Origin of the sequence: Kribbella sp. NPDC000426 (assembly GCF_040300265.1) — a bacterium.
Classification (GTDB): Bacteria; Actinomycetota; Actinomycetes; order Propionibacteriales; family Kribbellaceae; genus Kribbella.
The window spans coordinates 1,246,394-1,263,926 of the sequence record NZ_JBEPDK010000002.1; the positions used below are offsets into that span (position 1 = coordinate 1,246,394).

Below are 17,533 nucleotides of genomic sequence, written 5' to 3' on the forward strand. Positions count from 1 at the left end.
ACGACCCCGGTACGGCGACATCGAGCCTCCCGGTCACGGGACCTTCGCCGGCGGCGGCACCGGATACCCACCCGCGAAGGCATCGAACTCCGCGGCGTCCTGCTTCGCCGCAACATCCGACTGCTTCTTCTCTGAGACGAAGAACAAGCTGCCGATGACGACCAGACACACCGCGATCCCAGCGAACAGCCACTGCCGCTCGATCCCCGCACGCAGGTCGATCGTGCGGGCCGTCGCGACCGCGAGGATCCACAGCAGCGACAACGGCATCAGCCGCGTCCAGCCGAAGTGCATGAACTGGTCGTACCGCAGCCGCGGCAGCGATCCCCGCAGCCAGATGAACACGAAGATGAAGCACATCACCTTGCCCATGAACCACAGGACCGGCCAGTAGCCGCTGTTCGCGCCGTCCCAGAAACTGATCGGCCAGGGCGCATGCCAACCGCCGAGGAACAGCGTGGTCGCGAGCGCCGACACCGTCGCCATGTTCACGTACTCCGCGAGGAAGAACAGCATGAACTTCGCCCCGGAGTACTCGGTGTGGAATCCGCCGACCAGCTCCCCCTCGGCCTCGGGCAGGTCGAACGGCGCGCGGTTGGTCTCGCCGACCATCGAGATCACGTAGACCACGAACGACGGCGCGAGGATCAGCCCGTACCAGATCCGGTCCTGCGCGGCGACGATCTGCGACGTCGACATCGATCCGGCGTACAGGAACACGGCGACGAACGAGAGCCCCATCGACACCTCGTACGAGATCATCTGGGCGCTCGAGCGCAGCCCACCGAGCAGCGAGTACGTCGACCCGGACGACCAGCCGCCCAGCACGATCCCGTAGATGCCGACCGACGCCATCGCTAGTACGAAGATCACCCCGACCGGCATGTCGGTCAGCTGCAACGGCGTGCGGATGTCGCTCCACGGCAGCCGCACCGTCGGCCCGAACGGGATCACCGACCAGGTCAGGAACGCCGGAACCACGACGATCAGCGGCGCGGACAGGAAGATCACCTTGTCGGCCGTCTTCGGGATCAGGTCCTCCTTCAGGATCAGCTTCATCCCGTCGGCCAGCGACTGCAGCAGACCGAACGGCCCGTTGACGCTCGGACCGATGCGCTGCTGCATCCGCGCGACCACGCGACGCTCCGCCCAGATGTTGAACAGCGTCAGCACCATCAGCAGCACGAAGATCAGCACGGCCTTGAGCAGCATGAGCCACCAGGCGTCGTGGCCGAACTGCGTCAGCCCGGGCATGAGACATCACCTCGTCAACTCGACTCCCTTAACAGATACGATGTATCAGTTAAGAGTGTCGAGTCGCAAGCCCGGTGAACGGTCAGCTCGTCGGCCACTCCCGCTGGTGGGTCTCGAGCTGAGCGGCCAGGGCCAGCGCGGTCAGGTCCTGGTGATGAGGCACGGCCAGCTGAGCGCCGATGGGCAGCCCCGACGAGGACCAGCCCGCGTTGACGGTGGTCGCCGGGTGGTGCGACATGTTGTAGGGAACGGTGAAGGCGATGTGTTCGAACGGCTTGGAGGGGTCGTCGGTCGGATACGCGAGCTCGGCCGGGAACGCGGTGATCGGCGCGACCGGCGACAGGATCACGTCGTACGTCGTGAACACCCGCCCGACCGCAGCCGCCATCGCACCCATCTGGCTGTAGCCGTGGAAGACGTCGGAGCCGGACAGATCTCCCGCCGTCGACACCCACTCGCGGATCTGCGGGAGGACCTTCGCGCGCCGCTCCTCCGGCAGCGCCGCGATGTCCGTCGCAGAGCGGATCCGCCAGAAGCGATCCAGCCCGTCGAGCATCTCGCGGGTGATGATCGGGCCGATCGGCTCGACCCGGGCACCGGCCTTCTCGAGCTGACTCGCGGTCGACGAGACGGCCGCCGCGACCTCGGGATCGACGGGCAGGCCGACGCCGGCGTCCAGCAGCAGAGCGACCCGGAGACCGTCGACCGCGATCTCGTAGCTGTCCGAGGCCGCCGGCAACGACGTGTAGTCCCGCGGGTCGTACCCGGAGATCACGGACAACGCCAGCGCCGCGTCGGCCGCCGTACGGCTGAGAGGCCCGATCGCCCTTCCAGGGTAGGGATTCCCGACCGCAACCCGGCCATGCGTGGGCTTGATGCCGACCAGTCCGCACCAGCCTGCCGGCAGCCGGATCGAGCCGCCGATGTCGGTCCCGAGGTGGATCGGACCGTAGCCGGCCGCCGCAGCAGCCGCGGCACCGGCACTCGACCCGCCGGCAGTCTTGCTGACATCCCACGGATTGCGGGTCAGGTGATGGAACGTCGAGACGCCCGACGAGAGCATCCCGTACTCCGGCATCGTGGTCTTGCTGAAGATCACAGCGCCCGCGTCCCGCAACCGGGCAGCGGCCGGCGCATCCTCCACGGCCGGGATCAGCTCGGTCGCCGCGGTCCCCTGCGGCACCGGCGTACCCCGGGTTGCGATGTTCTCCTTCACCGTCACCGGTACGCCGTCCAGCGGGCCCGCCGTACCGTCCCGCCAGCGGCGCTCCGACTCATGGGCCGCCGCCCGCGCGCCGGCCGGATCCAGTGCGTAGAGCGCGCAGATCCGAGGCTCGAGCTGCTCCACGCGAGCCAGCACATCGTCGATCACCTCGACGGGTGACACCAAGCCGTCGCGGTACTTCGCCAGCAGGTCGACAGCAGTCAGGTCGGCGAGATTCATGCACACCCCTCAGTTCGGTGGGTCGAAGCGGCCGTCGACCGCGGTCCAGCCGCCGTCGACCGCGAGTACGCTCCCGGTCACGAAGCTCGCGGCATCCGACGCGAGGTAGACCACCGCGCCCGCGAGCTCACTCGGCCTGGCCCAGCGACCGAGTGCGCCTTTTTGCGCGTAGGCGTCGTACCAGCCCGGATCGGCCTTGATCTGCGCGGTGAGCGGCGTCTCGACGACACCGGGTGCAATCGCGTTCGCCCGTACGCCGGACGGCCCGAGCTCGGCGGCCGCCGTACGCAACAACTGCACCAGCCCGGCCTTTGTTGCCGCGTACACCGATTGTCCAGGCTCGACTGTGGTCCCGCGGATCGAGCTGAACCCGATGATGCTGCCGCTCCCCCGCTCGGCCATCCCCTTGCCGAACGCGCGGATCAGCTCGAACGACGCCCGCAGGTTCAGCGACACCACCCGGTCGAACTCCTCACCGCTGTAGTCCAGGATCCGCTTCCGCACATTGGTCGCCGCCGTGAACACCAGCACGTCCACAGGATCCAGCTCGTCGACCGCCCGCGTGATCGCCGCATCGTCCAGCACATCCAGCGCGTACGCCGTGAGCGCGGTCCCCGCCGTCTCCCGCGCAGCCGCGAGATCCCGGTCCGCACACGTCACGCGCGCCCCGTGCGCCGCCAGCGCCAGCGCGCTCTCGCGGCCGATCCCACTCCCCGCCCCGATCACCACCGCATGCTTCCCGTCGAGCCGGAACAGGTTGGCGTAGTCCGTCATCCAGGGTCAACTCCTTCGACTTTGTGCACCAGATCCGTACTGCGGAACGCCCGCGATGCGGATCCCGTGCACAAAGTGGGATTCATGGGCGGGGGCGGATGATGGCCATCCGAGTGGTGGTGAGTTCCTCGATTGCGAAGCGGGGGCCCTCGCGGCCGGTGCCGGAGTCCTTGACGCCGCCGTACGGCATCACGTCAGAGCGGAACCCCGGTACGTCGTTGATGACCACGCCGCCGACGTCCAACCGGTCGATCGCGGCGAACGCGGTGTCCAGCGACGACGTGAAAACGCTGGCGTGCAGGCCGTACCGCGTCTCGTTCACGGCCCGCAGCGCACTGTCGATGTCCGGCACGGACCGTACCGCGATGACCGGCCCGAAGATCTCCTCGTCCCACGCAGGCAGGCCGCTGGGTACGTCGGTCAGCACGATCGGCCCGAGCACATCGCCCGGCGCCTCGTACGCGATCGACCCGCCCGCGTGGACCGCATCGCCAACCCATTCGCGGACCCGATCGGTGGACGCAGGGTTGATCAGCGCGGACACCCGCGTCTCCGGATCGCGCGGGTCTCCGACCACGACGGCCGGGAGCCGAGCACCGAGTTTGTCCAACAATGCTTGGCGAACGGACTCGACCGCGATCACACGCTGGACGGAGATGCATGCCTGACCGGACGCGTAGTACCCGCCGCGCACGATCGCGTCGGCGGCCGCATCGAGATCGGCGTCCTCGGCAACAACCAGCGCGGAGTTCGAACCGAGCTCGAGCAGGACTTTGGTCGGAGCCGCATCACGCGCGATGCGGTGACCGACGGCAGCAGATCCGGTGAACGAGACGGCACCAACGCGAGTGTCAGTGGTGAGCGTCGCGCCGACGTCGGCCCCGCCGGTCACCAGCTGGACGGCGCTCTCCGGCGCTTCCGCGTCGGCAAGAGCCGAGCGCATGAGATGGACCAGCCACAGCGTGGCCAGCGGCGTCTGCGGCGCGGGCTTCACGATGATCGGACAACCCGCCGCGAACGCCGGCGCGACCTTGTGTGCCGCGAGCAACAACGGGTAGTTGAACCCGGTGATCCCGACGACAACACCGATCGGCTTACGCACCCAGAAACCTTGCAGCCCCTCACCGCTCGGCAGCAGATCGAGCGGCACCGTCTCGCCGTGCAGCCGAGCGACCTCCTCGGCCGACGTCTCCAGCGTGAGCAACGTCCGGTCGATCTCCACCCGGCAGTCGACCAGCGGCTTGCCGGTCTCAAGCACCAGCAAGTCGACGAACTCGTTGCGCGCAGCAAGCACCGCGGAATGCACGCTCTGCAAGACTTTCCGGCGCAGGTACGACGGAAGCCGCCCGACCGTCTCCCGGACGGACAGGGCGTTGTCGAGCGCGGCCCGTGCGAGCTCGACATCACCGACCGGCGCGTCGGCGACCGTCGAACCGTCGTACGGGAAGATCACCGGCGCCGTGGCCGGTGCCTCGACCCAGGCCGCACCGATCGGCAGGCCGGCTGGGAACTTCACGCTGGATCTCCCTTCGCGAGCAGGTCGGACGTGGTCGCCCCGGAAAGGGCGCGCTGAAGCGTGGGGATGGCCGAGACCAGGCGCTGGGTGTACGGATGCTGCGGGGCGGCGTACACGTCGCCGGTGTAACCGGTCTCGACGATCTGGCCGGCGCTCATGACAGCGACGCGGTCGCACACGTGCTTGATGACGGAGAGGTCGTGCGAGACGAAGACCAGCGTCAGATTGAGCTCGTCGACCAGGTCCGAGATCAGGTTGAGGACCTGGGCGCGGATCGATACATCGAGTGCGCTCACCGGCTCGTCCGCAATCAGGATGCGTGGACGGGGCGCGAGCGCACGTGCGATCGAGATGCGCTGACGCTGGCCGCCGGAGAACTGGTGCGGATACCTGTTGCCGGCGTCCGCGGACAGGCCGACGGCCTCGAGCAGCTCGCGAACGCGTTCGCCCGAAGCGGGATGACCTTGGACGACGAGCGGCTCGGCGATGATGTCGCGGACCCGCATGCGTGGGTCGAGGGAACTCATCGGGTCCTGGAAGACGAGCTGCAGGTTCTCGCGGAGGAAGCGCAGGCGACGATCGGACAGCCGGGTGATATCGGTGCCTTCGACAATCACGTTCCCGGACGTCGCGCGGTCGAGGCCTGCGATGATGCGCAGCAGCGTGGACTTGCCGCAGCCGGACTCGCCGACGATGCCGAAGCGCTCGCCCTGCTTGACCTCCAGGCTCACGCCACGCAGCGCATGGACGACCGGAGCCGGCTGGAACAACGAGGTTCGCGGCCGCGGATAGTCGCGGACGACGTCGACGACCTGGATCGCGGTCGGCGTCTCGAGCTCGTGCGTCGTCGGGATGTGCTCAGGCATCGGCCACCCCCGCGGGGTGATGGCAGGCGAAACCCTCCGCCTCGTCGCCCGACCATGGCGGAGACTCTTCGCACAGGGCGGTGGCGTAGGCGCAGCGGGTCCGGAAGACGCAGCCGGACGGGAACTTGCCCGCGGGCGGCACGTTGCCGGGGATCGTGGTGAGTCGACGGGCCGTGGTGTCGAGGTCGGACGCCGCGAGCAGGCCCTCGGTGTAGCGGTGGCGGGGCCGCGTGAACACGTCGGCGACGGGTCCGGACTCAATGACACGTCCGCCGTACATGACCAGCACTCGTTCGCAGACGGTCGCGACGACGGCGAGGTCGTGAGTGATGAAGAGGAGGGCGGACGAGCGGTCCATGACGCCGCGAACGATCAGGTCGAGGACCAGGGCCTGGACGGTGACGTCGAGAGCTGTGGTCGGCTCGTCGCAGATCAGGAGCGACGGATCGTTGGCCAGGGCAAGCGCCAGGACGACACGTTGACGTTGACCGCCGGAGAGTTGGTGCGGGTACGCGCGCAGGGTGTCGGTCGGGAGTTGCACTCGCTCGAGGAGCTCGGCCGCCGCTGCGCGAGCCGCGGATTTGGGCTTGGTCTTGTGGATCAGCATCGCTTCGGCGAGCTGGTCGCCGACCCGCATGGTCGGGTTGAGCGCGGTCATCGGCTCTTGGAAGACCATCGCCATGTCCCGGCCGCGGACCTGCGACATGCGGCGTTCGTCGGCGCCGATCAGCTCGTGGTCGACGCCGTCGAGGCGGACCGAACCGCCGGCGTACACGTCCTCCGGAAGCAGGCCGAGCACGCTCAATGCCGTCAACGACTTGCCCGACCCCGACTCGCCGATCAGCCCGACCCGCTCCCCTGAGCGGACGGTGAGGTCGACGTCCGACACCAGCGCCGTGTCGCGAACCTTGACGGACAGCCCGCGAACTGTCAGCACGTCATTCATCGGCGGTCCTCGAGTTTCGGGTCGAAGCGGTCGCGGAGGCCGTCACCGAGGAGGTTGAAGCCGAGTACGGCGATGGCGATCGCGATGCCGGGGAAGATCGCCAGCCGCGGCGCGCTGAACAGGAACTCCTGGCTCTCCTGCAGCATCCGGCCCCATGACGGTGTCGGCGGTGGCGTGCCGTATCCGAGGAACGAGAGCGCCGCCTCCGCGAGTACGGCGATCGCGAACGACACGGACGCTTGCACGGTGATCAGGCTGGTCACGTTCGGCAGGACGTGCCGGACCGCGATCGGCCACGGCCGTCGGCCGGCCGCGCGCGCCGCGAGCACGTACTCCGTCCGCATCACCTGCAGCGCGCCGCTGCGGATCACGCGCGCGAAGCTCGGCACCGACGCGATGCCGATGGCAATCATCGCGGTCAGCGTGCTCGCCCCGAACACCGCGCCGAACATGATTGCCAGCAGCAACGCCGGGAACGCGAGCAGCAGGTCGTTGGCGCGCATGATGGCCTCGCTCGGCCACCGTCGTACCATCGCCGCCAGGACCCCGAGCGGTACGCCGATGACCGCGGCGACACCGACCGCGACCACGCCGATGAACAGCGTCGTCCGCGAGCCGACCATGATCTGGCTGAGCACGTCCCGCCCGAACTTGTCGGTCCCGAACCAGTGCGACCACGACGGCTTCAGCAACCGGGACGCGGGCGTGACGAGCGTGGCGTCGTACGGCGTCCAGACGAAGGACACCAGCGCCATCAGGACGATGACGCCGACGATCACACCGCCGGCGACCAGGCTCGGGTTGAGGCGCTTCATGATGCCGTCCGCAGGCGCGGGTCGAGGGCGACGTACAGGAGGTCGACGATGAAGTTGACCAGCAGCACGGCCAGGACGAGGACCATGACGACGTCTTGGACCAGGAGGAGGTCGCGGTTCGAGACGCCGTCGAGGAGGAGGCTCCCCAGGCCGGGGATGACGAAGACTCGTTCGACTACGACCGCCCCGATGAGGAGCGTCGCGAGCTGGAGACCCAGGACCGTGACGACCGGAACGGCGGCGTTGCGGAGGCCGTGTCGCCACAGCGCCTGGAACGGCCTGAGTCCCTTGGCCCGCGCGGTCCGCAGGTAGTCCTCACGTAAGACGTCGAGGACCGCACTGCGGACGTAGCGCGTGAGGACAGCGCCCTGGACCAGACCTAGCGAGAGGGCCGGGAGGATCAGCTGCTTCAGGAACATCGCGGGGTCCTGGGCGGGCGGGGTCCACCCGTTTGCGGGCAGCCAGCCGAGCTTGACCGCGAAGACGACGATCAGCAGGATCCCGGCGAGGAACGCCGGTACGGCGACGCCGACCTGGGAGACGGCCGAGAGCGCGAGGCCGGACACCTTGCGGTGCCGCGCAGCCATCACGGTGCCGGCCGGCACGGCGACGAGCAGCGCGATGATCATGCCGGCGACGACCAGCCACAGCGTCACCTGCAGACGGTCGAACACCTGCGGCCCGATCGCCACCTTCGATACGTACGACGTGCCGAGGTCGCCGTGGAGCAGTCCGCCCAGCCAGTCGAAGTACTGCGTCGGCAGCGGTCGGTCGAGGCCGAACTGCTGCCGCAGTTCGGCCACCGCTTGATCGGATGCGTTCACGCCGAGCGCGACCCGGGCCGGGTCGCCCGGCAGCACGGCCATGAACGCGAACACCAGCACCGAACTCACCGCAAGACTGACCAAGAACACACCGGTGCGCTCGATCAGGCGGAGAATCATCGGGCGAGCTTGGAGAGATCGAAGTTCTCGGTGATCGCGTTGGTCGGCAGACCCTTGATGTCCTTGTCGGCGACGATCAGGTTCGGCAGCAGGAACAGCCAGTCGCCCGCGGCCTGCTCGGACAGCCGGCGCGCCGCCTTCTTCATGTTGTCGACCTGCGCGGCCTCGTCACCGGAGTCCGCGGCGGCGAGATAGCCCTGCAGGGTCGGGTCGTCGTACCGCGTGTAGTACTTCGCGTTGAACACCGCGCCGAGGTCGCGCGGCTCGACGTGCGCGATGATCGACATGTCGTAGTCGGCGTTCTTGAACACCGTGGTCAGCCAGGCCGCCGGGAACTCGAGCTGGTCGATCTGCACCTTCAGCCCGGCCTGCTCCAGCATGCTCTTCACCACCTGGCCGCAGGACGTTGCATACGGCAACGTCGGCAGCCGCAGCCGGAGCGTCTTGCCGGCCGCACCGGATGCCTGCAGCAACGACTTCGCCTTGGCCAGGTCGTACGGCGCGACGCCGGTGAGGTCCTCGTACCACGGGTCGGTCGGCGGGACCATGCTGCCGATCAGCTTGCCGCGACCGGCCCAGCAGGTGTCGAGCAGCGCCTTGTGGTCGATCGCCATCCGGATCGCCTGGCGGGTCCGGAGGTCCTTGAACACCGGGCGCGAGTTGTTGAACGAGAGCAGCACCTCGCCGTTCGTCGTACCTTCGATCACCTGGTACTTGGAGTTGCTGGTGAACTGGCTCAGCGCCTCGGGCGCCTGGACCGTGCCGATCACGTTGATCGTGCTGGTCAGCAGCGCGTTGTTCAGCGCCGTCGCGTCCTTGAAGTACTTCAGCGTGATCTGCTGGAAGAACGGCTTGCTGCCCCAGTAGTCGTCGTTGCGCACCATGACGATCGAGTCGCCGCGGTTCCACTTCGAGAACTTGTACGGGCCGGTGCCGACCGGGTCGGTCGCCAGCGCGCTGACACCGCTCTCGGAGAACATCGCGCCGATCCGGGTCGTCATCCGGAACAGCCAGTCGTTGCTCGGCTTGGCGAGTGTGACCTGCAGCTGGGTCGGGGACAGCGCCTTCGCGCCGGCGACGACGTCCATCGCGGCCTTCAGCGAGATCGTCCACGCCGTCTTCACCCGGTTGATGCTGAACACGGCGTCGTTCGCGGAGAACTGCTTACCGTTGGTGAACTTCGCGTTGTCGACCAGGTCGAAGGTGTAGGTCTTGCGGTCCGGCGAGACCGTCCACGACTTCGCCAGCGACGGCACGATCTTGCCGGAGTCGTCCTGCTTGACCAGCGTCTCGTACACGTTGCCGAGCAGCGCCTGCGGGATCGCGGCGCCGTCGGTGGTGGTGAAGTCCAGGCTGGCCGGCTCGGCGACCAGGCCCACCGACAGCTTCTGGTCCCCGCCGGGAGAGCTGCCCGACCCGCCGCCCGACGTACCCGAACCTGCTGAGCAGGCGGTCAGGGCCAGCACCGCCGCGGAGGCGACGAACGCGACCGCCCGGATGCGAAACGACGACTTCACGCCAACTCCTTCACGGCAGTACTGCGGTCACTAGGGCAACTGGTCCGACCAGTGGACTAGGTATCACTGGGCCACTAGATTTGTCCCTGCTCAAGTACCTGTCAAGCGACTAGGGGGTGCGCCGGATGACAACTGGACCGAAGTTCAGCCCGGTACAGCCCGTGCGCGCGTACGAACGGATCGTCGAACAGGTCGAGGACGCACTGGCCAGCGGGAACCTGGTCCCGGGCCAGCGACTGCCAAGCGAGCGCGAGCTGGTCGCGCAGTTCGCGGTCAGCCGGTCGACCGTCCGCGAGGCGCTGCGGGTGCTGGAGAGCAACGGCGTCGTACGCTCCCGGCCCGGCGACCCGAACGGTCCGGAGATCCTGCCGTTCTCGCAGTCCGCGCTCCGCAAGCAGATGGTTCGCCTGGCCCGCGTCGACGAGCTGACCCTGAGCGAGCTGATCGGGTTCCGGATGATCATGGACGGCGCCGCGATCCAGGTCGCTTCCAGGCTGCGTACGCCGGAGGAGCTCGACGAGCTGGAGGAGACGCTCGTCGCGATGCGCGCCGCGATCGACGTCGACTTCGACGCGTTCAGCCAGGCCGATCTCGCCTTCCACGAGCTGATCGCCCGGATCAGCCGCAACTCGTTGATCCAGACCTGCAACGAGGTCGTCCGCGGCGTCGTCCTCAGCTTGATCTCGGACAAGATCGCCCAGGCACCGAACAGCCGCGCCTTGATGCTCGAGTCGCTGCACCACCACGCCGACGTCGTCGACGCCATCCGCACCGGCAACGGCCACGCCGCCGCCCGGTTGGCCCGCCAGAACATGTTCGACTACTACGGCGGGTACGTGCCCGACTCCGAGCAGGAAACCTTGCGTGCGCTCATAGAGGACTGAGCACGTCCCGTGGCATTCTGACGGGACCAGTTCATGGGTGGGGGGCACCGCGTGAGCAAACCTGCGATTCTGACTGTCGACGACGACCCGATGGTTTCGGCGGCAATCTCCCGAGACCTGCGCCGTCGGTACGGCGACGACTACCTGGTCGTGCGCGCGACCTCGGGCGATCAGGCACTGGCCGCGCTGACGAAGCTGGCCCTGCGCAACCAGCCGATCGCGCTGATCGCCACCGATCAGCGGATGCCGGCCATGACCGGTATCGAGCTGCTCGAGCGCGCCCGCGTGCATGCACCGACCGCGAAGTACCTGCTGCTGACCGCGTACGCCGACACCGACGTCGCGATCCGGGCGATCAACGACATCGGCCTCGACTACTACCTGCTGAAGCCGTGGGATCCGCCCGAGGACCAGCTGTTCCCGGTCGTCGACGACCTGCTCGGCGACTGGCAGCACGCCAACCCCGACCACGTTTCCGATGTCCGTGTCATCGGCAACCGCTGGTCGGACCGGTCGCACGACATCAAGACGTTCCTGGCCCGCAACCACGTCCCGTACCGCTGGTACGACATCGAACGCGACCCGGAAGCCCAACGCCTGCAGGAGCTGGCCAGTGCCTCCGACAACGATCTCCCGCTGGTTCTGATCCCGGAGAGCGACACCCTCCGCTCCCCCACCACTCTCGACCTCGCGTCAGCTCTCGGCCTGCGCACGCGAGCCGAGCAACCGCTGTACGACGTCTGCATCGTCGGCGGCGGACCCGCGGGGCTCGCCGCCGGCGTGTACGCCGCGTCCGAAGGACTAAGCACCGTGATCGTCGAACGCGAAGCGCCCGGCGGCCAGGCCGGACTCAGCGCCGCGATCGAGAACTATCTCGGCTTCCCGCGCGGACTCACCGGCTCGGACCTGGCGCAACGAGCCGTCGCACAAGCATCGCGTTTCGGCGCGGAGATGGTGCTCGCCCGCTCGGTCGTCGGTCTCGAGTCCCGCGGCCCCGTGCACGCCGTACTGCTCGAAGGATCCGGTGAGATCGAGGCCCGCGCACTGATCGTCGCGACCGGCGTCTCGTACCGCAGCCTCGACGTCGAAGGCCTCGCCGACCTCACCGGCCGTGGCGTGTACTACGGCGCGACCGCCAGCGAGGCCGGTCAGGTGCAGGACGACGAGGTGTACATCGTCGGCGCCGCGAACTCGGCCGGCCAAGCAGCCCTCAACCTGTCGCGCTACGCCAAGCGGGTCGTGCTCCTCGTCCGGGGCGAGTCGCTCGAGAGCTCGATGTCGCGGTACCTGATCGACAAGATCACCAACGCGCCCACCATCGAAGTACGGTGCCGGACCGAGGTGGTCGGTTGCAGCGGCGACGGTCATCTCGAGAGCCTGACGTTGGCGGACCGCAACTCCGGTCGCGTCGAGGAGGTCCCGGCCAGCTGGCTGTTCATCTTCGTCGGGGCGATCCCGCGGACCGATTGGCTCGGCGATTCCGTCGTACGCGACGAGAAAGGTTTCGTGGTGACCGGGCCCGACGTGGTCGCCTTCGATCGATGGGCGTTGCCGCGGCCGCCGTACGCGTTGGAGACCAGTGTGCCCGGGGTGTTCGCCGCGGGGGACGTTCGGCTGGACTCGATGAAACGGGTGGCCTCCGCGGTCGGCGAAGGCGCCATGTCGATCTATCTCGTCCACCGCTACCTTGCGACCGTCTGATGCGCGCCGAGGATCTGCGGGACATCCCGCTGTTCGCCGGACTGACCGACGCGCAGCTGGAGGAGCTGATCGACGGCAGCACCGAGGTCGTGATCGAGCTCGGCGCCGACCTGTTCCACGAAGGCGAGCCCGCCGACTTCTGGTGGGTGCTGGTCGACGGCGTCATCGCGCTGCACCGCAAGATCGGCCGCGAAGACACCGTGATGGGCAAGATGGACGTCCCGGGACGCTGGGCCGGCGGGTTCCGCGCCTGGGACGAGCACGGCGTCTACCTCGCTAGCGGCCGCGGCCTCGCCGAAGGCCGGGTCCTGCGCGTGCCGACCGACGTACTGCGGGAGCGGATCGACGTGTGGTTCCCGCTCGCCGGGCATCTGATCAGGGGCGTCTACGGGACCGCGCGGGCGATCGAGTCGACGGCCCGGCAGCGGGAGTCGCTGATCACGCTCGGCACGCTGGCGGCCGGGCTGGCGCACGAGATCAACAACCCCGCGGCGGCCGCGGCCCGTTCCGTCAGCGCGCTCGACACCGCGTGCGTCTCGCTGCTGTCGGCTCTCCGCCGGCTCGCGGAGGGCGACGTGACGGCGGCGCAGTTCGGTGCGCTCGATGAGCTGCGGCTGGAGCTCGTCTCGGGTACTGCGGCCCCGGACCCGGTCGACCTTGCCGATGACGAGAACATGATTTCGGACTGGCTCGGCGATCACGGCGTCACCCAGGACTGGTTCATCGCCCCGCCGTTGGCAGCCGCGGGGGCCGGTGTCGAGTGGTGCGAGCGCGCGGCCGACGTACTCGGGCCTGCGTTGGAGCCCGGTCTCGAGTGGGTCGCCAGCACGCTGTCCGCGGCGACGCTGGTCGGTGAGGTGAAGGAGTCGACCCGGCGGATCACCGAACTGGTCGCGGCCGTCCGCTCGTACTCGCAGATGGACCGCGGTTCGATCCAGACCATCGACGTGACCGAGGGCATCGAGAGCACGCTGGTCATGCTCGGGCACAAGCTCCGCGACGGCGTCGAGGTGATCCGCGAGTACGGCGCCGACGTACCGCGCATCGACGCGTTCGCCGGCGAGCTCAACCAGGTGTGGACGAACCTGATCGACAACGCGGTCGACGCGATGGACGGCGCCGGCACGTTGCGGATCATGACGAGCGTCGACGGCGACCGGATCGTGGTCGAGTTCACCGACACCGGTCGCGGTATGCCGGCCGAGGTCGCGGCGCGCGCGTTCGAGCCGTTCTACACGACCAAGGACGTCGGCAAGGGCACCGGTCTGGGCCTCGACATCGCCCAGCGGATCATCGCCGAACACCACGGCGGCACGATCACCATCACCTCGCAACCCGGCCGGACCACGCTCCAGGTGCGGTTGCCGCGCCAGCCCAGCCCGGCCGGTTGATTCGTACCGAACGACAGGAAGTGGTGGCGGTGCGCGCCTTGACGCCGTAGAGCCGCCCCGCTCCGGCGTGAACTACTTCCTGTCGTTCGGTACGGGTCTCAGGTGTCGTGCTCGAGAATGCGGACCCGCGGCACCTTCAGCAGCTTGCGGGCCTTGGCTGACCAGTCGGAGCAGACGAACCGGGCCGCGGTCTCCGGCCAGGCGACCGCCACGACCTCGTGGCTACCGGTGCTCTTCACCATCTGCATCAGCGCCAGCAGGATCTCGCCGTGGGTGATGGAGACGTGGACCTGGTACCCGCTCGCGGCCCGGAGGCGGCGCGAACTGTGTTCGATCACCGACGCGAGGTCGACGGCCGGGTCTGCCAGGGTGGCCATCGGTGTTCGGCTCGGAGCGGCCACCGGGCCGACCCGCGCCGAGGGAGCGGTCGCCGAGCCGACCACGGCGGCGGTGCCGGTCATACCGGCCACGTCCGCGAATGACGAACCCAGCAACGCCATCGGCCCACCGAATCCGCTGTCCGGATGGCTGGAGACCAGCAGGTGGTAGTCGACAGCTTCTTCATGTCTTGCGTACAGGGCGGCAACGCGGCGCGCGTCGCCCTCGCTCATCTCCCGCTCGATGAGCACCACCACGTCGTACGTCATTCGTGGCTCCCTTCGCGTCAATTCCGTTGTACTCCTGCACCGGAGCGCGCCAAAGCGACACCCCCGCCTCCGTCACGGAACTGTCAACTATTTCTCAGGCCCCTGCCAGACTCGCCCGAACGCAGGGGCCGTATCTCAGCCGGGTCTCAGCCGGCTCTTCCAGCCGAAGTCCTCAGACCGGGCGTAGGGTCGCGCGGGCGCGAGTGTCCGGAGCCAGCACGGCGAGCAGGTGCGGCGCGTCGATCAGCGACACACTCGCGTGGTCGAGCAGGCGCGGATGCAGCGCATACACCTCGGCACCGGGTCGCGGTGTGACATCACCGGCCAGGACCGCGACGAAATCCGCCCGGTCGGCCGCGTCCTCGTCCCACCGCCGGTCAGGCTCCAACCGAGCCGTCACCCGGCGCGCGAACGTCGCGAGCTCCTCGGACGGCTTCCGCTCGTACCCGACGACCGATCCGTCGGCGCACCGGACCGCGATCTCGTCGGTCCGCGCGGCCGCGTGCCAGCAGCAGACCTCCCACAGGCTGACCCGATCGCCCGACCCGTGCACTTCTTCGAGCGTCGCCGCCATCAGCCCGAGCCGCCCGCCGTACTTCGCGACGTTGTGACCGTATCCGGCCGCGCCGAGGTTGACGTCGTACCAGCGCAGTTCCTTGGTGTGCAGGTCGACGCCGAACGGCATCAGGATCTTCGCCGGCCCGGACAGGTCGAACCGCTCCTCGACCGCGGCCGGGTCGAACAATCCGTTGGGCTGCCGCATCACTCCGACGAACCCGCGCTCCAACTGATCGAACGGTACGTCGTTGTAGCTGAACACGACCGGCAGCACGTATCGCCCGTCGACCCGGCGCACGGCGCGCAGATCGATGTCCACGAACTCCGTCGACCCGTGCAGGGCCGGCGCCGACGTCAGGTCGCCGGAGTGGACCAACGCGTCCTGGTCGAACCGTAGACGCGTGTAATCGCACAGCCCGACGAAGGACCACTCCTCGTCGAACACCGCGACCGACAGGTCGAGATCGACCCGCCGACCGGGCGGCTCGACCCAGTGCAGGAACAACCGCAGCAACTCGTCCTGCGGGATCGCCACCGCGCTCCCCCGGGTCATCCGCAACAGACTCGACGACGCGGTCCGCTCCGAACCGGGCGCCGCCAGCCGGGTCAGTTCCTCGTCCAGGAACGCCCGCCGCCACCGCGGCAGGTCCGTTGCCCGACGCAACATTTCGCCGGTCAGGACGGCGGACAGCTCCAGGGCCAGCTCACTCGGCAACGGCTCGCGCTCGTCGACCGAAGTCCAGATCCGGGCCGTGCCGCCGCGCGGGAAGAACAGTCGCAGGTCGCCCGGCGGGGTTCGGACCTGACCGAGCGCGGCGGTGATCACCACCGGCGAGACGTCCGACACCGCAGTCGTCAGGGCCTCGACGAGAATCGCGTGCTGCTCGGGTGGAAGCACGCGCGCCAAGTGCAACAGGCGGCGGACCAACTCGCCCGGACGCTCACGCAGCAGGTCGAGCGCCCGCTCGGGTCGGCCCTGCGCGAAGGCGCCCTCGAGCCGCGCGGCGAACGTGCTCATCACGAGCCGCCCGTCCTCGACGCGGATCAACGGATGCCGCGCCGCTTCGCCCGCCACCGCGCGCCCGGCCGCGGTCGCCAGATCCAGATCGGTCCGGCGGAGGACCGCGAACGCCAGCGCCGCACCCGGGAAGCGGGCCGCGAACTCGAACGGGTGCAGGTTCTCCGCGATCCGCTTCCAGGCCCGCTCATGACGCAGCAGGTCTTCGGTCAGCGTCTCCACCGGCAGCCGGTCGAGCCGCTGCAACACCAGCCGTCGCGTTGCCCGCGGCAACGACTTCCGCCGGGCCGGCGGCGTCCGCAGCCCGGGGTCGGCGTCCATCAGCGCATAGATCACCCGCAGTACGTCGGTTGCGGTGTCGGCGCGATCGATCAGCTCCGGGTCGTCGGCGAGGAAGCGGGCGATGACGAGCGCCCGCGTCTCGCGGACCGGGATGTCGTCCGGCAGCCAGGACGGATCGGCGCCGTCGAGCAGCACCAGCAGGTCGGCCCGATCCGGTGCCGAGAGCGGCGCGCGCCGTACGAGCAGGGACTCGACCGTCTCGCGGGCCGAGTCGTCGGTTGCCAGGGAGAGCAGGCGCAGGCGGTCCGAACGGACGTGTGCCGGCTGCTCCTCGTCGAACGACGGTTTGAGGAACGGGTCCTTACGATCGATCCGCCGCAGGCAGAGCGGGCAGGCGCTGAAGTCCGACCCGTCCCAGCAGGTCCGGCAGACCAGATGTGCACACGGCGAGACCGGATGCACTGCCTTGGTGTCGCCGCAGAGCACACAAGGCTGGTCGGGCTCCTGGAGGAGGCGAGCGAACACCCTGTTGATGTAGAAGGTCTCCGTGTTGCCCGGCACGCTCTCCGGGAAGCCACGGAACAGCGGCGTGTGGTGGGTGTCGTGCCCGGACTCGGCATCGATCAGGTCGAGCAACGCGGTGCCGAAGCCGGCAAGCGCGGGCGCCGACAACGAGGCGCAGTACCGGTAGAGGCCCACGGACAGCAGGAAGCCACGCTGGATCAGGTCGGCCTGTAGCGCGGACAGTCCGGTCTGGATCGTGAGCGGACGACGGAGCCACTGCCACGCCGTACGGCGCACCGCCGGAGTCAATGCGGTGACGTCGACGAGCCGGCGGCGGCGCAGCAGGACCTGCGCTGTTTCTTCCGGCATGGCGTCTCCCCCGGCTGGCGTCCTTGATGCTGCGTCCTTTGATGCAGGCGCCAGGGGCGGAGAGCGGACGCGCTACTTGGCCTGGTGAAGGAGAAGGAAGCAC

The 17,533-nt window shown here is 68.7% G+C and carries 14 protein-coding genes; 3 read left to right on the plus strand and 11 right to left on the minus strand.

What is annotated here, in order from left to right; translation table 11 throughout:
- Positions 1 to 33 precede the first annotated feature (33 nt).
- From nuoH to ABT313_RS13680, 9 genes are all read right to left on the minus strand, one after another.
- On the minus strand, positions 34 to 1,254 hold the full coding sequence (nuoH, locus tag ABT313_RS13640) for an NADH-quinone oxidoreductase subunit NuoH (RefSeq protein WP_350851980.1): 1,221 nt from the start codon (positions 1,252 to 1,254) through the stop codon (positions 34 to 36).
- 82 nt (positions 1,255 to 1,336) lie between these two features.
- Entirely contained in the window at positions 1,337 to 2,698 is a 1,362-nt protein-coding gene (locus tag ABT313_RS13645) for an amidase (protein ID WP_350851982.1), read from the minus strand.
- A 9-nt stretch (positions 2,699 to 2,707) separates the two neighbouring features.
- Positions 2,708 to 3,472, minus strand: coding sequence for an SDR family NAD(P)-dependent oxidoreductase (locus ABT313_RS13650; protein ID WP_350851984.1), 765 nt, complete (start codon positions 3,470 to 3,472; stop codon positions 2,708 to 2,710).
- An 82-nt stretch (positions 3,473 to 3,554) separates the two neighbouring features.
- Positions 3,555 to 4,988 (minus strand): aldehyde dehydrogenase family protein, encoded by a 1,434-nt coding sequence (locus tag ABT313_RS13655; protein WP_350851986.1) that lies wholly within the window; start codon positions 4,986 to 4,988, stop codon positions 3,555 to 3,557.
- Positions 4,985 to 5,854 carry an ATP-binding cassette domain-containing protein gene (locus ABT313_RS13660; protein WP_350851989.1) on the minus strand — a complete coding sequence of 290 codons (870 nt, stop codon included), beginning with the start codon at positions 5,852 to 5,854 and terminating at the stop codon, positions 4,985 to 4,987. The genes ABT313_RS13655 and ABT313_RS13660 overlap by 4 nt, the downstream gene beginning before the upstream one ends.
- Positions 5,847 to 6,800: an ABC transporter ATP-binding protein gene (locus ABT313_RS13665; RefSeq protein WP_350851992.1), complete on the minus strand. Its 954-nt coding sequence runs from the start codon at positions 6,798 to 6,800 to the stop codon at positions 5,847 to 5,849. The genes ABT313_RS13660 and ABT313_RS13665 overlap by 8 nt, the downstream gene beginning before the upstream one ends.
- Complete coding sequence (locus ABT313_RS13670) at positions 6,797 to 7,615, minus strand: ABC transporter permease (protein ID WP_350851995.1); 819 nt, start codon at positions 7,613 to 7,615, stop codon at positions 6,797 to 6,799. The genes ABT313_RS13665 and ABT313_RS13670 overlap by 4 nt, the downstream gene beginning before the upstream one ends.
- On the minus strand, positions 7,612 to 8,559 hold the full coding sequence (locus ABT313_RS13675; protein ID WP_350851998.1) for an ABC transporter permease: 948 nt from the start codon (positions 8,557 to 8,559) through the stop codon (positions 7,612 to 7,614). The genes ABT313_RS13670 and ABT313_RS13675 overlap by 4 nt, the downstream gene beginning before the upstream one ends.
- Positions 8,556 to 10,076 (minus strand): ABC transporter substrate-binding protein, encoded by a 1,521-nt coding sequence (locus ABT313_RS13680; protein WP_350852001.1) that lies wholly within the window; start codon positions 10,074 to 10,076, stop codon positions 8,556 to 8,558. The genes ABT313_RS13675 and ABT313_RS13680 overlap by 4 nt, the downstream gene beginning before the upstream one ends.
- 125 nt (positions 10,077 to 10,201) lie before the next feature.
- Here ABT313_RS13680 and ABT313_RS13685 point away from each other — a divergent pair, with 125 nt between their 5' ends.
- Genes ABT313_RS13685 through ABT313_RS13695 form a run of 3 tightly spaced genes read left to right on the plus strand, consistent with a single transcriptional unit; the run spans position 10,202 to position 14,052 of the window.
- Complete coding sequence (locus tag ABT313_RS13685) at positions 10,202 to 10,960, plus strand: FadR/GntR family transcriptional regulator (RefSeq protein ID WP_350852004.1); 759 nt, start codon at positions 10,202 to 10,204, stop codon at positions 10,958 to 10,960.
- 51 nt (positions 10,961 to 11,011) lie between these two features.
- A complete protein-coding gene (locus ABT313_RS13690) occupies positions 11,012 to 12,661 on the plus strand; it encodes an FAD-dependent oxidoreductase (RefSeq protein ID WP_350852007.1) in 1,650 nt (549 codons plus the stop codon).
- The gene (locus tag ABT313_RS13695) at positions 12,661 to 14,052 is read left to right on the plus strand and encodes a sensor histidine kinase (protein ID WP_350852009.1); all 1,392 of its coding nucleotides are present in this window, start codon (positions 12,661 to 12,663) and stop codon (positions 14,050 to 14,052) included. Before ABT313_RS13690 ends, ABT313_RS13695 begins: the two co-directional genes overlap by 1 nt.
- Before the next feature lie 98 nt (positions 14,053 to 14,150).
- Here ABT313_RS13695 and ABT313_RS13700 read toward each other — a convergent pair whose 3' ends face one another.
- Both ABT313_RS13700 and ABT313_RS13705 read right to left on the minus strand, forming a co-directional pair.
- On the minus strand, positions 14,151 to 14,699 hold the full coding sequence (locus ABT313_RS13700; protein WP_350852012.1) for a hypothetical protein: 549 nt from the start codon (positions 14,697 to 14,699) through the stop codon (positions 14,151 to 14,153).
- Between the two features lie 172 nt (positions 14,700 to 14,871).
- Positions 14,872 to 17,430, minus strand: coding sequence for an MXAN_6230/SCO0854 family RING domain-containing protein (locus ABT313_RS13705; RefSeq protein ID WP_350852015.1), 2,559 nt, complete (start codon positions 17,428 to 17,430; stop codon positions 14,872 to 14,874).
- Positions 17,431 to 17,533: the final 103 nt, after the last annotated feature.

Bases quoted from the DNA above. Each gene is read 5' to 3' on its own strand.
- nuoH (WP_350851980.1), bottom strand. From the start codon at position 1,254: ATGCCCGGGCTGACGCAGTTCGGCCACGACGCCTGGTGGCTCATGCTG.
- ABT313_RS13705 (WP_350852015.1), bottom strand. From the start codon at position 17,430: ATGCCGGAAGAAACAGCGCAGGTCCTGCTGCGCCGCCGCCGGCTCGTC.
- ABT313_RS13675 (WP_350851998.1), bottom strand. From the start codon at position 8,559: ATGATTCTCCGCCTGATCGAGCGCACCGGTGTGTTCTTGGTCAGTCTT.
- ABT313_RS13645 (WP_350851982.1), bottom strand. From the start codon at position 2,698: ATGAATCTCGCCGACCTGACTGCTGTCGACCTGCTGGCGAAGTACCGC.
- ABT313_RS13660 (WP_350851989.1), bottom strand. From the start codon at position 5,854: ATGCCTGAGCACATCCCGACGACGCACGAGCTCGAGACGCCGACCGCG.
- ABT313_RS13650 (WP_350851984.1), bottom strand. From the start codon at position 3,472: ATGACGGACTACGCCAACCTGTTCCGGCTCGACGGGAAGCATGCGGTG.
- ABT313_RS13670 (WP_350851995.1), bottom strand. From the start codon at position 7,615: ATGAAGCGCCTCAACCCGAGCCTGGTCGCCGGCGGTGTGATCGTCGGC.
- ABT313_RS13700 (WP_350852012.1), bottom strand. From the start codon at position 14,699: ATGACGTACGACGTGGTGGTGCTCATCGAGCGGGAGATGAGCGAGGGC.
- ABT313_RS13665 (WP_350851992.1), bottom strand. From the start codon at position 6,800: ATGAATGACGTGCTGACAGTTCGCGGGCTGTCCGTCAAGGTTCGCGAC.
- ABT313_RS13685 (WP_350852004.1), top strand. From the start codon at position 10,202: ATGACAACTGGACCGAAGTTCAGCCCGGTACAGCCCGTGCGCGCGTAC.
- ABT313_RS13695 (WP_350852009.1), top strand. From the start codon at position 12,661: ATGCGCGCCGAGGATCTGCGGGACATCCCGCTGTTCGCCGGACTGACC.